The sequence below is a fragment of the Paenarthrobacter sp. OM7 genome, assembly GCF_029873575.1.
Classification (GTDB): domain Bacteria; phylum Actinomycetota; class Actinomycetes; order Actinomycetales; family Micrococcaceae; genus Arthrobacter.
In genome coordinates this window covers 1,012,476-1,027,106 of record NZ_CP123579.1, presented here as the reverse complement: position 1 = coordinate 1,027,106, position 14,631 = coordinate 1,012,476, and the positions used below count along the sequence as shown (strand labels likewise).

6 protein-coding genes and 3 rRNA genes are annotated in these 14,631 nt (G+C 60.5%); 2 read left to right on the top strand and 7 right to left on the bottom strand.

Going from position 1 to position 14,631, the window contains the following annotated elements:
• Positions 1-112: 112 nt before the first annotated feature.
• On the bottom strand, positions 113-844 hold the full coding sequence (locus tag QEH68_RS04775; RefSeq protein WP_280626946.1) for an alpha-amylase family glycosyl hydrolase: 732 nt from the start codon (positions 842-844) through the stop codon (positions 113-115).
• Positions 845-1,046: 202 nt separating this feature from the next.
• On the opposite strand from QEH68_RS04775, the gene QEH68_RS04770 reads away from it, so the two are divergent.
• Both QEH68_RS04770 and QEH68_RS04765 read left to right on the top strand, forming a co-directional pair.
• Positions 1,047-2,774: a glycoside hydrolase family 13 protein gene (locus QEH68_RS04770; protein ID WP_280626945.1), complete on the top strand. Its 1,728-nt coding sequence runs from the start codon at positions 1,047-1,049 to the stop codon at positions 2,772-2,774.
• Between the two features lie 19 nt (positions 2,775-2,793).
• Complete coding sequence (locus QEH68_RS04765; protein WP_280626943.1) at positions 2,794-3,816, top strand: LacI family DNA-binding transcriptional regulator; 1,023 nt, start codon at positions 2,794-2,796, stop codon at positions 3,814-3,816.
• Positions 3,817-3,847: 31 nt separating this feature from the next.
• Here QEH68_RS04765 and QEH68_RS04760 read toward each other — a convergent pair whose 3' ends face one another.
• The 6 genes from QEH68_RS04760 to QEH68_RS04735 all read right to left on the bottom strand — a co-directional run bounded on the left by QEH68_RS04760 (position 3,848) and on the right by QEH68_RS04735 (position 14,631).
• Positions 3,848-4,378 (bottom strand): N-acetyltransferase, encoded by a 531-nt coding sequence (locus QEH68_RS04760; RefSeq protein WP_280626937.1) that lies wholly within the window; start codon positions 4,376-4,378, stop codon positions 3,848-3,850.
• Complete coding sequence (locus tag QEH68_RS04755; RefSeq protein ID WP_280626936.1) at positions 4,362-4,856, bottom strand: hypothetical protein; 495 nt, start codon at positions 4,854-4,856, stop codon at positions 4,362-4,364. Before QEH68_RS04755 ends, QEH68_RS04760 begins: the two co-directional genes overlap by 17 nt.
• Before the next feature lie 93 nt (positions 4,857-4,949).
• Positions 4,950-5,066 (bottom strand): 5S ribosomal RNA (gene rrf, locus QEH68_RS04750).
• A 155-nt stretch (positions 5,067-5,221) separates the two neighbouring features.
• Positions 5,222-8,379: ribosomal RNA gene (locus tag QEH68_RS04745) — 23S ribosomal RNA — on the bottom strand.
• A gap of 540 nt (positions 8,380-8,919) precedes the next feature.
• Positions 8,920-10,439, bottom strand: a 16S ribosomal RNA gene (locus tag QEH68_RS04740).
• Together the 16S, 23S and 5S rRNA genes form the textbook arrangement of a ribosomal RNA operon.
• Positions 10,440-10,944: 505 nt before the next feature.
• Positions 10,945-14,631, bottom strand: coding sequence for a 1,4-alpha-glucan branching enzyme (locus tag QEH68_RS04735; protein WP_280626934.1), 3,687 nt, complete (start codon positions 14,629-14,631; stop codon positions 10,945-10,947).

Here is a 14,631-nt window from a genome sequence, read left to right as displayed (position 1 = left end):
AGTGGTCCCTCCACGTACGCACCGCGGACACGCCAAACCGGCAGTCTTCGCAGTGTTTTGGTGCTCACAGTCTAGCCAGCACCGAACGGCAGAGCACTGCCACACCCACCTGCTACCCGGCGGGGATCACCGTTCCGGGCAGCTCCCAGATCCCGGCAGAGATGCCGTCGGCGCGTAGATGGACACCCTCGACGCCGGCTGGCTGGGCAGGTGCCGACGTCACTGTTCCGGAGCGGTGCAGCGGCGAGGCAAGCAACGCTTCGAGCTGCGCGTCGCTGAGAACCGAGTTGTCGAGGACAATGTCGGCGGCCTCCCTCGTGACGAACACCAGTACTGAAGACTCTGCCGTTTCCCGAACAAAGGCCAACCCCTTGAACCCTTCCAAGCCGAACTCGTCACCGGCGAACACCACGGGCACCCCCGGCAGGCAGAAGGTGAGCACGGCGCCCCACGTCCGGGCCGGGTCGATCATGACCGTTGCCGCCCGTGCCGTGTCGTGCGTGTTCAGTGCGTTCATGTTGTTTTGTCGCACACTCCAGCTAAATCCCGCGGCGAGGTCCTGGTGCGTCGCGAGGAAGTCCTCGGCGTCGATCCTGTGCGGCCCTGGTTGGGGCGAGCCAAAGAAGTTGACGTTGGGGGCGTCCTTGGCGAGCCACGACCACAGCGGGCGGGTGAGGTTGGAGTAGGTCATGGCGCCTTGCCAGTGCTCGCCAGTGAAATCGGGGGCGGCGTCGGACGTGGATTCCGCCAGCAGGGCCGCGTTCGGGTTGATCTCACGAACCCGGTCCGCGATAAGCCAGGCAACCTCATGGTTGAGATCTACAGATCCCAGGCATCCTGTCATATTGCCGACGTCGATCCCCCAGCCATCGAGGTTGAACGGCGGCTCAGCCAGCGGGCCACTACCAAATCAACTGCAAGCGCTTCCACTCAGTACAGGGCGGCATGCGAATTTGAAAAGCCCAGCCCTCACGCGCATTGCAAAGACAGTAGCCTTAGGACTGGAAACGTTTACACTTTGGGGTATTCTCTTCTACGATGTGTCCATGTCCGTTGATTCATTGCTCTCGGTTGCGACCCACGAGCCCACTGCAGCTTTTACGCAGCTGACCCCGATCCACGATGCCTCCACGGCCCACGGTTGGTGGCGTTCCGCTGTGATCTACCAGATCTATCCGCGCTCGTTCCGGGACCTCAACGGCGACGGCGTCGGAGACTTGGCGGGCATCACCGCAGAACTCCCGCAATTGGCGGCGTTGGGCGTCGACGCCGTGTGGTTGTCGCCGTTCTACCGCTCACCCCAGCGGGACGCGGGTTATGACGTCAGCGACTACTGCGACGTCGATCCCCTGTTTGGCACCTTGGCCGACTTCGACGCCCTTATCGCCGAAGCCAACAGGCTCAACCTGCGCGTCATCGCGGACCTCGTCCCCAATCACTGCTCCGACCAGCACGTCGCCTTCCAAGCAGCACTTGCCGCGGGTGCAGGCAGCGTGGAGCGGGAGATGTTCATCTTCCGCGACGGCCAGGGGCACGACGGCAGCGAGCCGCCCAACAACTGGCAGTCGCACTTCGGCGGTCCGGCATGGACGCGTATCACCGAGCCGAACGGTCAGCCCGGTCAATGGTTCCTGCACCTCTTCGACTCCTCGCAGCCGGACTTCAACTGGGACAACCCAGCCGTCCACGCTGAATTCGAACGCGTGCTCCGGTTCTGGCTGGACCGCGGCATCTCCGGCTTCCGGGTGGACGTAGCCCACGCGCTGGTCAAGGCAGCCGGCCTGCCCAACTGGGGCGGCCGCGCCGACGGCAACAGCTCCGATGGTTTCCCGGGCCAGGACGCTCCGATGTTCGGCCAGCCTGCCCTCCACGACATTTACCGCCGGTGGCGTTCCATCCTGGAAGAGTACGGCCCGGACCGAATCCTCTGTGCGGAAGCCAATGTGGATCCGCTCCCCCGACTGGCGCAGTGGGTCCGCCCTGATGAAATGCACCAGGCCTTCAACTTCCCTTACCTGCACGCCGGCCTGGACGTACATCGCCTGCGCCACATCATCACCGACTCGTTGGTGTCCCTCGACGCCGTCGGCGCCCCCAGCACGTGGGTACTGTCCAACCATGATGTTGTCCGGCACGTCTCACGCTTCGGGTACGACGGACCTGGTCCCCGCGACGGAGACGGCATCGGCCCCGATGACGCGCAGCCCAACGAAGAACTCGGACGACGCCGGGCTGCCGCGGCTACCATGTTCATGCTCGGCCTCCCAGGCGGCGCATACCTCTACCAGGGCGAAGAACTGGGCCTGCCCGATTCTTCCAGCATTCCCGGCAGCATGCGCCAGGATCCCACTTTCGCCCGCACCGGCGGAGCCCGTATCGGCCGCGACGGTTGCCGCGTGCCGCTCCCTTGGCGTTCGGCCGAACCCCACTCCGGGTTTGGCAGCGGCATGGACCCTTGGTTGCCGCAGCCCGAGTCCTGGCCCACGCTGGCGAGGGACCTGCAGGAGTCCGATCCGGCGTCGCACCTTAACCTGTACCGCGCCATGCTCGCCGAACGCGCCACGCTCCGGCTCGGGCAGGGTTCCCTGGCCTGGGTTGAGGACTACTGCACTTGGTCTTCGCTGGCGTACCTCAATGGCAACACCCTGGTGATCATGAACGTAGGCCCCGATCCCCTGCCGCTTCCGGCTGGTAGCACCATCCTGCGCAGCGCCCCTGCATCAGGCGCCGATCAACTAGGCTCAGGGGAGACAATCTGGCTGACAGTCAGCTGATTTTTCACCTAGGAGCGGCATGACGGGCATCAAGGACGTGGCCGAGCGAGCAGGGCTGTCCGTTGCCACCGTGTCACGGGCGCTCAGCGGCAAGGGCAATGTATCACCGACCAGCCGGGAGCGTGCCCGCGCCGCCGCATCAGAGCTGGGCTTCGTGCTGTCCTACCACGCCTCCAGCCTGGCCTCCGGGCGCACGCACAACGTTGGCTTGGTGGTGCCCTCGGTCCACCGCTGGTTCTTCTCAGCGGTGATCGAGGGCGCATCGGCCGCGCTGCTTGAAGCGGGGTACGACCTCACCCTGTACAACATCGGGGAAAATCCCGAGCACCGGCACAGCGTCTTCAACGACTTCCTGTTGCGCAAGCGGGTGGACGCGGTCATCGCGGTATCGCTGGAACTGAGCGAGGACGAGCTCCAGCAGCTCCACGCCATGCACCGGCCGATCGTCGGAATTGGCGGGCCCTTACCCGGAGCATCAACCATCAGGATCGACGACTCCTCGATCGCGCGAAAGGCCACCAACCACCTGCTCGGTCTGGGGCACACCAAGATCGCGCACATCACCGGCAACGAAGCCTACGACCAGGACTTCCATCTTCCAGGAACGCGTCGGAGCGGATTCGAAGAAGCAATGAACGACGCCGGCTGTCCTGTCAGGCCCGAATGGATCGTGTCCGCGGACTTCACCATTGAAGGCGCTTACGCTGCGGCACGGCAGCTGCTGGCCAGTGCCCCGGACAGGCCAACCGCCGTCTTCGCCGCCTCCGACGAAATGGCCATCGGCACCATCCTCGCGGCGCGGGACTTCGGGCTCCGCATCCCGGATGACCTCTCGGTCATGGGGATCGACGGACATGATCTCGGCAACGTCCTGGGCTTGACCACCATCGACCAGGACGCCAAAGGCCAAGGAGCGCTGGCCGTCCGCACCTTGTTGGGTGCCATCACCAAGGGCCTCGTCCTGGAACCTGCCGATACCGAACACCCCACTAAGCTGGTGGTGCGCTCCAGTACCGCGGTTCCCAAAGCAGGTACCTTCTAGCAGCTCCTTGCCGTGCTCCTCGAGCCGACTGCTACGACAGCTGGCGCTCCATGGTGAGCTCAAGCTTGGAAGTGTCCTGCGGATAAGGCCTGCTGGCACCCGTGGTCTCGAAACCGTGACGCCGGTAGAAGGCCAGCGCCCTTGAATTGTCCTCATGCACCCCGAGCTGGATGCTCCCGGCGGCGAGTTCTTCCGAGGCGGCTTTGCACGCCTCGTTGAGGAGCTCGTCGGCCAATCCCAGCCCCCGGTGCCCGGGTGCCACGTAGACGCTGAGCAGCATGGCCTGCAGCGGCTTCTCCGTGCTTTGGCGGTCCTTGACCACCACACGCATCAATCCGCAGAAGGTGCTGCCGTCCTGGCCTGCATCGGCAACCAATGTAAGGCTGCAGTTCCCGGACATTGCAGCCGCACGTTCCTGCCACTGCGTATCGGTCTGCCGCCGCGCTGACTCCAGGCTCTCCACGTAAGCCATGGGTGTGTCTTTGAGCATCTCCAGCCGCACCTCACGCAGCAAACGCCAATCACTGGGTTGGAGCCGGCGGACCCTAGGCACTGGCTCCACCCATGAACCGTACGTAGCATGCCAGCACGCGGGGCCAGCCCTCGGCGTAAGATGCCCTGGACGCTACGGGATCCTCGGCACCTTCCCACCCGTCGTGGATCAGGCGTACCTCCGTGCCCTCATCCACGGCACCAAAAACAACCCGGATCTCCGTGGACCACAACGGCGTTCCAGCCGGGTACCAGCTGGCGTGGAAGGACAGCGGGGGCTGCCAGTCATCAATAGTGCCCCACACCGACGTGCGGCCGTCCTCGGCCGTTTCAAGAATCAGGTTCTCTTCAAACTCAACATGGGACCCCGCACCAAACACGCTTTCCTGCTCCAGCGGCCACCACAGGTGCGGATGATCAGTGAATCCCTGGAAAGCATGCGAAACGTTGGTGGGCACCACAACAGTGAAGATGAGCGGCTGAAGTGCGTCGCCTGCCTGCTGGGACGGTTCGGGTTCAGAGGCTGGGTGGCTGAAGAGGTTTTCCATGACCACCAACTCTACCGCCGGCGCAGGAATTTGAAGGTGGTGGTTAAAGGGGAAGAGCCCCGACCTGTGGTCGGGGCTCTTGCCTTAATGGTTGTCCGGCGGTGTCCTACTCTCCCACACCCTCCCGGGTGCAGTACCATCGGCGCTGTGGGTCTTAGCTTCCGGGTTCGGAATGGGACCGGGCGTTTCCCCCACGCTATGACCGCCGTAACTCTGTTACCCGTCCCGGCCCCCCTTTTTGGTGGGGGTGGGTGGGAAGACTTTGTGGTTACAACTGTGGTGTTGTTATTTAGTTGTTGGTTCCGGCAACCCTTGGTGCGGGTTGTTGTTCGGGAACCACATAGTGGACGCGTGCAGTGTGTTGTGTGGTGTAAGTTGTTGGCCTATTAGTACCGGTCAGCTTCACGAGTCTTTAGTCCTCGCTTCCACATCCGGCCTATCAACCCAGTGGTCTGGCTGGGGGCCTCTCACACATAAATGTGTATGGAAATCTCATCTTGAAGCGAGCTTCCCGCTTAGATGCTTTCAGCGGTTATCCCATCCGAACGTAGCTAATCAGCGATGCACTTGGCAGTACAACTGACACACCAGAGGTTCGTCCGTCCCGGTCCTCTCGTACTAAGGACAGCCCTTCTCAAATTTCCTGCGCGCGCAGCGGATAGGGACCGAACTGTCTCACGACGTTCTAAACCCAGCTCGCGTACCGCTTTAATGGGCGAACAGCCCAACCCTTGGGACCTACTCCAGCCCCAGGATGCGACGAGCCGACATCGAGGTGCCAAACCATGCCGTCGATATGGACTCTTGGGCAAGATCAGCCTGTTATCCCCGAGGTACCTTTTATCCGTTGAGCGACGGCCATTCCACAATGTACCGCCGGATCACTAGTCCCGACTTTCGTCCCTGCTTGAGATGTCTCTCTCACAGTCAAGCTCCCTTGTGCACTTACACTCGACACCTGATTGCCAACCAGGCTGAGGGAACCTTTGGGCGCCTCCGTTACTTTTTAGGAGGCAACCGCCCCAGTTAAACTACCCATCAGGCACTGTCCCTGACCCGGATCACGGGCCGAAGTTAGATGTCCAAAGTGACCAGAGTGGTATTTCAACGATGACTCCACCCGAACTGGCGTCCGGGTTTCAACGTCTCCCACCTATCCTACACAAGCCACTCCGAACACCAATACCAAACTATAGTAAAGGTCTCGGGGTCTTTCCGTCCTGCTGCGCGTAACGAGCATCTTTACTCGTACTGCAATTTCGCCGAGTTTATGGTTGAGACAGCGGGGAAGTCGTTACTCCATTCGTGCAGGTCGGAACTTACCCGACAAGGAATTTCGCTACCTTAGGATGGTTATAGTTACCACCGCCGTTTACTGGGGCTTAAATTCTCAGCTTCGCCACACAAGGTGGCTAACCGGTCCTCTTAACCTTCCAGCACCGGGCAGGAGTCAGTCCGTATACATCGTCTTGCGACTTCGCACGGACCTGTGTTTTTAGTAAACAGTCGCTTCCCCCTGGTCTCTGCGGCCCACACCCGCTCACGGAGAGCAAGTCTCCATCACGGGGCAGGCCCCCCTTCTCCCGAAGTTACGGGGGCATTTTGCCGAGTTCCTTAACCATAATTCTCTCGATCGCCTTGGTATTCTCTACCTGATCACCTGTGTCGGTTTGGGGTACGGGCGGCTAAAACCTCGCGTCGATGCTTTTCTAGGCAGCATAGGATCACCGGATCCCCCCATACGGGAGTCCCATCAGATCTCAGGAACGTGCTCGAAGCACACAGGAACGGATTTGCCTATCCCTGACCCTACATCCTTAGACCGGGGCAACCATCGCCCGGCCCGGCTACCTTCCTGCGTCACACCTGTTAATACGCTTACCTCCCGGGATCAGGTCCCGCGCTCGGCCAAAACCCACAACACCACAAGGGTGAGCGGGCAGGCTCCGGGCGGTTAGTATCCCCCGCTTGGCATGGGCGGTTTTTCGCCGGTACGGGAATATCAACCCGTTGTCCATCGACTACGCCTGTCGGCCTCGCCTTAGGTCCCGACTTACCCAGGGCAGATTAGCTTGACCCTGGAACCCTTGATCATTCGGCGGACGGGTTTCTCACCCGTCTTTCGCTACTCATGCCTGCATTCTCACTCGTGTAGGCTCCACCGCTGGTTTCCACCGCGACTTCACTGCCCACACGACGCTCCCCTACCACTCCACACCCCTGAACCACGAAGGCTAGGGCAATGTGTGAAATCCACAACTTCGGCGGTGTACTTGAGCCCCGCTACATTGTCGGCGCGGAATCACTTGACCAGTGAGCTATTACGCACTCTTTCAAGGATGGCTGCTTCTAAGCCAACCTCCTGGTTGTCTTCGCAACTCCACATCCTTTCCCACTTAGCACACGCTTAGGGGCCTTAGTTGGTGGTCTGGGCTGTTTCCCTCTCGACTATGAAGCTTATCCCCCACAGTCTCACTGCTGCGCTCTCACTTACCGGCATTCGGAGTTTGGCTGACGTCAGTAACCTTGTAGGGCCCATCGGCCATCCAGTAGCTCTACCTCCGGCAAGAAACACGCAACGCTGCACCTAAATGCATTTCGGGGAGAACCAGCTATCACGGAGTTTGATTGGCCTTTCACCCCTACCCACAGCTCATCCCCTCCATTTTCAACTGAAGTGGGTTCGGTCCTCCACGACGTCTTACCGTCGCTTCAACCTGGCCATGGGTAGATCACTCCGCTTCGGGTCTAGATCACGCCACTACACTCGCCCTGTTCAGACTCGCTTTCGCTACGGCTACCCCACACGGGTTAACCTCGCGACGTAACACTAACTCGCAGGCTCATTCTTCAAAAGGCACGCCGTCACAACTACTATGCGATCACTCGCGGTTGCTCCGACGGATTGTAAGCACACGGTTTCAGGTACTGTTTCACTCCCCTCCCGGGGTACTTTTCACCTTTCCCTCACGGTACTGGTCCGCTATCGGTCATTAGGAAGTATTTAGGCTTATCAGGTGGTCCTGACAGATTCGCACGGGATTTCTCGGGCCCCGTGCTACTTGGGATACTCTCCAGGCTGCACACAACATTACGGTTACGGGGCTCCCACCCTCTCTGGCCGGCCTTTCAAGACCGTTCACCTATGCCTGCACATCACCCCAACGGTCCGGCAGAACCATCACGGAAAGTCCCACAACCCCGCCCATGCAACGCCCGCCGGCTATCACACATGGAACGGTTTAGCCTGATCCGCGTTCGCTCGCCACTACTAACGGAATCACTATTGTTTTCTCTTCCTGCGGGTACTGAGATGTTTCACTTCCCCGCGTTCCCCCCACGCACCCTATGTGTTCAGATGCGGGTCACACAATCACCTTGCAGCGTTGTGCGGGGTTTCCCCATTCGGACATCCTGGGATCAACGCTCGGTTATCAACTCCCCCAGGCTTATCGCAGATTCCTACGTCCTTCTTCGGCTCCTAATGCCAAGGCATCCACCGTGTGCCCTTAAAAACTTGACCACACAAAGATCAAAAACTTACTCGAGAGAACCACGACCACAAGGGCCAGGTTCATTCATAAGAAATTGCTGTAGAAACACACACACCAACCCCGAAAGGCCAGCCATGCATGTCTCAGATGCTCGCGTCCACTATGTAGTTCTCAAACAACAACCCCATCAACCAGACCACCACCACCCCACACAGGGACACGCGGCAGAACCGGAAGCAGGAACAAAAGAAACACCAGAACGATGCCCTCTGCATTGCTGCAAAAAGGTCCTGTTGCCTCAGGACCCAACAGTGCGCCAAACACAACCCCCACAAACCATGCACCCCGGCAGCGTTCCCAACAACACCCACCCCCACAAAAAGCAGAGACACATGCTGCCGTACTGGCACCAGGACACAACCGGTAAAGGCCATGCCAAACAAGTTTGATTCGTTGATATTCCACCCATGAGCACCCACCGCAGAACAGACGCCTGCGCAATGGGCAACACTGACAACCACCACGAACTGCATACACAGAACACGGAACAGCTGCTAGCAGCTCCTTAGAAAGGAGGTGATCCAGCCGCACCTTCCGGTACGGCTACCTTGTTACGACTTAGTCCCAATCGCCGGTCCCACCTTCGACGGCTCCCCCCACAAGGGTTAGGCCACCGGCTTCGGGTGTTACCAACTTTCGTGACTTGACGGGCGGTGTGTACAAGGCCCGGGAACGTATTCACCGCAGCGTTGCTGATCTGCGATTACTAGCGACTCCGACTTCATGGGGTCGAGTTGCAGACCCCAATCCGAACTGAGACCGGCTTTTTGGGATTAGCTCCACCTCACAGTATCGCAACCCTTTGTACCGGCCATTGTAGCATGCGTGAAGCCCAAGACATAAGGGGCATGATGATTTGACGTCGTCCCCACCTTCCTCCGAGTTGACCCCGGCAGTCTCCTATGAGTCCCCGCCATAACGCGCTGGCAACATAGAACGAGGGTTGCGCTCGTTGCGGGACTTAACCCAACATCTCACGACACGAGCTGACGACAACCATGCACCACCTGTAAACCGACCGCAAGCGGGGCACCTGTTTCCAGGTATTACCGGTTCATGTCAAGCCTTGGTAAGGTTCTTCGCGTTGCATCGAATTAATCCGCATGCTCCGCCGCTTGTGCGGGCCCCCGTCAATTCCTTTGAGTTTTAGCCTTGCGGCCGTACTCCCCAGGCGGGGCACTTAATGCGTTAGCTACGGCGCGGAAAACGTGGAATGTCCCCCACACCTAGTGCCCAACGTTTACGGCATGGACTACCAGGGTATCTAATCCTGTTCGCTCCCCATGCTTTCGCTCCTCAGCGTCAGTTACAGCCCAGAGACCTGCCTTCGCCATCGGTGTTCCTCCTGATATCTGCGCATTTCACCGCTACACCAGGAATTCCAGTCTCCCCTACTGCACTCTAGTCTGCCCGTACCCACTGCAGAACCGGAGTTGAGCCCCGGTCTTTCACAGCAGACGCGACAAACCGCCTACGAGCTCTTTACGCCCAATAATTCCGGATAACGCTTGCGCCCTACGTATTACCGCGGCTGCTGGCACGTAGTTAGCCGGCGCTTCTTCTGCAGGTACCGTCACTTTCGCTTCTTCCCTACTGAAAGAGGTTTACAACCCGAAGGCCGTCATCCCTCACGCGGCGTCGCTGCATCAGGCTTGCGCCCATTGTGCAATATTCCCCACTGCTGCCTCCCGTAGGAGTCTGGGCCGTGTCTCAGTCCCAGTGTGGCCGGTCACCCTCTCAGGCCGGCTACCCGTCGTCGCCTTGGTAGGCCATTACCCCACCAACAAGCTGATAGGCCGCGAGTCCATCCAAAACCACAAAAGCTTTCCACCACCTGACATGCGTCAGACGGTCATATCCGGTATTAGACCCAGTTTCCCAGGCTTATCCCAGAGTCAAGGGCAGGTTACTCACGTGTTACTCACCCGTTCGCCACTAATCCCCCAGCAAGCTGGGATCATCGTTCGACTTGCATGTGTTAAGCACGCCGCCAGCGTTCATCCTGAGCCAGGATCAAACTCTCCGTTGAAAAAAACAAATCAAACAGACACAACCACACCCACCGGAAATAACGGCCGGCACGGCTGCACAAAATTCGAAACCAGCTGAAAACCAGACCACCACACACGGGGGTGCGCAATGATCCAGCCATAATTTCAACCAATCAATAAAACAATCGGTATCAACAAACTTGGCACACTATTGAGTTCTCAAACAACAGGTCACAATCCCAGAGCAGTACCACCAGCCTTCGCTGGATCGCTCCGGAGCAACTTTTCAAACTTACACGCTGCCTGCCTCCGGGTCAAATCGGCGAACTTGACTTGATTTTCCTTGCGGTTTCTTGTCAGCTTCACCGTCCTCCACTGGGGAGCAGCGCGGGTACTAACTATACCCCTACTTTCCCGCGATGGCAAAACCCGGCAACGACACGGTCGCTTAGCCTGGCAAAATCCCCGGAAACAAAGGGAAGAGGGCCCGGAATCCTGGATCCGGGCCCTCTCCGCCTGAAGAGCTACTGCCCTACGGGGTGATTACGAACGCCCGGGCTGCCCGGCCGGCGCGAACCAGGAGGCGCCGAGCGGAGGAAGAGTAACGGTCAGCGCGGCGGGCTGGCCATCGGTTCCGGGTGACGAGGCTTTCAGGGAACCTGCATTCACCACTCCGGAACCGCCGTACGTTTCCGAGTCGGTGTTCAGGACTTCGGTCCATTCCCCCGCTGCGGGCACACCCAGGATGTAGTCCTTATGCGGACCGCCGGAGAAGTTCACAGCGCAGACCAACGGTTTGCCATCCTGGTCCCAGCGAATGAAGGACAAGACGTTGTGGTCGGCATCCCCGCCGTTGATCCACTGGAACCCGCCGGCATCGTTGTCCCGCTGGTAAAGGGCGGGCGTCGAGGTGTAGAGCTCGTTGAGATCCTTGATCAGGAGTTGCAGTCCGCGGTGCGCCGGAATGTCCGCGAGGAACCAGTCCAGTCCATACTGCTCGGACCATTCGGCTTCCTGGCCGAACTCGGTGCCCATGAAGATGAGTTGCTTGCCCGGATGCGCCCACTGGTAGGCGAAGAAGGCGCGGAGGTTGGCCAGCTGCTGCCAGCGGTCACCGGGCATCTTCCGGAGCATTGAGCCCTTGCCGTGAACTACTTCGTCGTGGCTGATGGGCAGCAGGAAGTTCTCGGTGAAGGCGTAAACCAGGGAGAACGTAATGGTGCCGTGATGCCACTTGCGGTTGATGGGGTCTTCGGAGATGTACTTGAGCGAGTCATGCATCCAGCCCATGTTCCATTTAAGCCCGAAGCCCAGTCCGCCGTGGTTGGTGGGGGCCGTGACGCCGGGGAAGGCGGTGGATTCCTCGGCGATGATGATGGCCCCGGGATGGGACTTGTAGACGGTGGCGTTGACTTCCTGCATGAAGGAGATGGCTTCGAGGTTCTCGCGGCCGCCGAACTTGTTGGGCTTCCACTGCCCTTCTTCGCGGGAGTAGTCCAGGTAGATCATCGAGGCAACAGCGTCCACCCGGAGGCCATCGATGTGGAATTCTTCCAGCCAGTACAGCGCATTGGACACCAGGAAGTTGCGGACCTCGCTGCGCCCGAAATCGAAGATCAGGGTTCCCCAGTCCGGGTGTTCACCCAACGCGGGGTCGGAGTGCTCGTACAGCGGCTGACCGTCGAACTGCGCCAACGCCCAGGAGTCCTTGGGGAAGTGCGCAGGTACCCAGTCGAGGAGGACGCCGATGCCGGCCTGGTGAAGTGAATCCACCAGGAAACGGAACTCGTCCGGGTGGCCAAAGCGGGAAGTCGGCGCAAAGTAGGACGTCACCTGGTAGCCCCATGAACCACCGAAGGGGTGCTCGGCCACTGGCATGAACTCGACGTGGGAGAACCCGAGCCATTTCACATAGTCCACAAGTTCCTTGGCAAGTTCCTTGTAGCCAAGACCCAATCGCCAAGAGCCCAGGTGAACTTCGTAAACGCTCATGGGCGAGTTATGCGGATCTTTCGCGGCGCGGGCTGTCATCCACTCCGCATCCTTGAAGCGGTAGCTGGTGTCCACAACGCGCGACGCCGTCAATGGCGGGACCTCTGTACCGAACGCCAACGGGTCGGCTTTTTCTATCCAGTGGCCGGACTTGGTCAGGATCTCGTATTTGTAGCACGCCCCTGCTACAACCCCCGGAATGAAGAGTTCCCAGACTCCGGAGGAACCCAGGGAACGCATGCCATGCTGACGGCCATCCCAGCCGTTGAAGTCGCCCTTGACGCGAACTGCCTGGGCGTTCGGGGCCCACACTGCGAACGAGACACCGTCCACCTCGCTGAGCGCGGAACGGTAATGCTGCACGTGGGCGCCGAGCACATCCCAAAGGCGCTCATGGCGGCCTTCACCGATCAAGTGCAGGTCCACTTCACCGACTGTAGGCAGGTAGTGGTACGGGTCATCGATGGTGACGGGTTCGACGTCGTACACCACTTCCAAACGGTAGTCCGGCACGTGGCCGGCCTGCAGCGGTTCCAGGACGGCGGCCCACACGCCATGGGCTTCATGCTCCATGTCGGTCCGGCCGCTTTCGGTCACCACCGCCACGGACTTTGCGAGGTGCTTCACCGTACGGACGGTGACGTGGCCGTGGTCGTCCAAGTGTGCGCCCAGGACAGAGTGCGGCGCGTGATAGGCGCCGGCTGCCACGCGTTCCAAGGTCTCGGAGTCCACGTGCAAGGGAACTCGGGGCCGTTCGGTGCGTGCAGAGCCAGTCATGTCATTACCTTCCGCTGTAGCTGCCGCATGCTTGCCGCGGCTTGTGTTGTCGAGGATTCGTCGTGATGCGTTGACCGGAATCGACAGCCAGTCGGGCCGGTTCCGCAACTCGTACACCACCTCGTATAAGGCCTTGTCCAGCCACAATGCCACAAAGAGCGGCGAGCGGCGGTCTATGGTTCCGGGGGTGACGTCGCTATAGCCCTCAAGGAACGCTGCAGCGCAGTCATCCACCCAGGTTTCAGGCACGTTGGCGTGGGAATTTTCGCGCGTAGCAGCACCCGCCGCATAGTCGAAGGAGCGCAGCATGCCCGTGACATCACGCAGGGGAAGATCAGGACTGTTGCGCTCGTCAATGGTCCGCAGAGGCTCGCCTTCGAAGTCGAGGATGGCCCACCGCCCTGGCCGTCGGTCGTCGCCGGACACCGATTCGTCTGCAGGAACCAACAGGATCTGTCCCAGGTGGAGGTCTCCGTGGACGCGCTGCAGTTGCCCCACATCGCGGGGATCCAGTGCGGCCAGCAGCTGGTCGAGGTTGCCGTCATAGGGCCCGACGGCGGATGCCGCCTCAGCCCACGACTGGCGGACGCGCCGTGCTACAGCCGCGATGATATTGGGCCCCTGTTCCTGCCCGTCCTGGGTACCGAACGTTTCCGCCAGCCTTGCGTGAACCGTGGCGGTCGCGGCCCCGAGCCCGCGGGCCTCGGCAGTGAAATCCTTACCGGCTGCGGCTGCTTCGACGGCCAACCGCCAGGCGTCCAACCCACCAAGCAGAAATTCATGTGCCACGGTCAGTTCGCCGGTAGCCGGCGCGGATACGTTCGATGCCGGGCCCTCCCACGAGCCGGTGATCCAGCCGAGCGTCGCAGGAACTTCGGCGGTCCCGGCGGCGGTCAGGGCGGCGCCAAGCTCTACTTCGGGATTCTTTCCAGCCGCCAGCACGCGGAAGATCTTCACGATCGCCGCCGAATCGCCGTCGTCGATGATGACCGACGTGTTGGACTGCTCGCCGGACAGGACCCGTACGGAGGTGGGGTTTTCAGGGAGCGCGACGCGGCCACGGGTGAGGTGTCCCCGTGCACCTCCCACGCTGCCTTCGCTCCGCATCAGCTCCAGCCAGGCGGTGACGAAATCGGAATCGTAGACGGCGTCGTACACCAGGCGCAGGCCCGAGTCGTCCGTAAACTCCCCCAACAATGCGGCCGGGGCGTCCACCAGTGGTTGGCTCCGGTAGCTCAACGGAACCTGCACCACGTCAGTCCGGGGACCGCCGTCGGCCGTCCGGTGGGTCACCGCCAGCAGCACCACCTCAAAAGCAGTGTCGCCGTGAGTGCCAGGGAGGCTGACAGCGCCCACCTGCTCCAGCGCAAAGTCGGGGCTCTGGACCGGGAACCAGCGCTTGCCTGGCAGCCAGTGACGGAGAAGTCCTTCAATGGAGGGGTTCAAGTTTGCCTTGCTCAT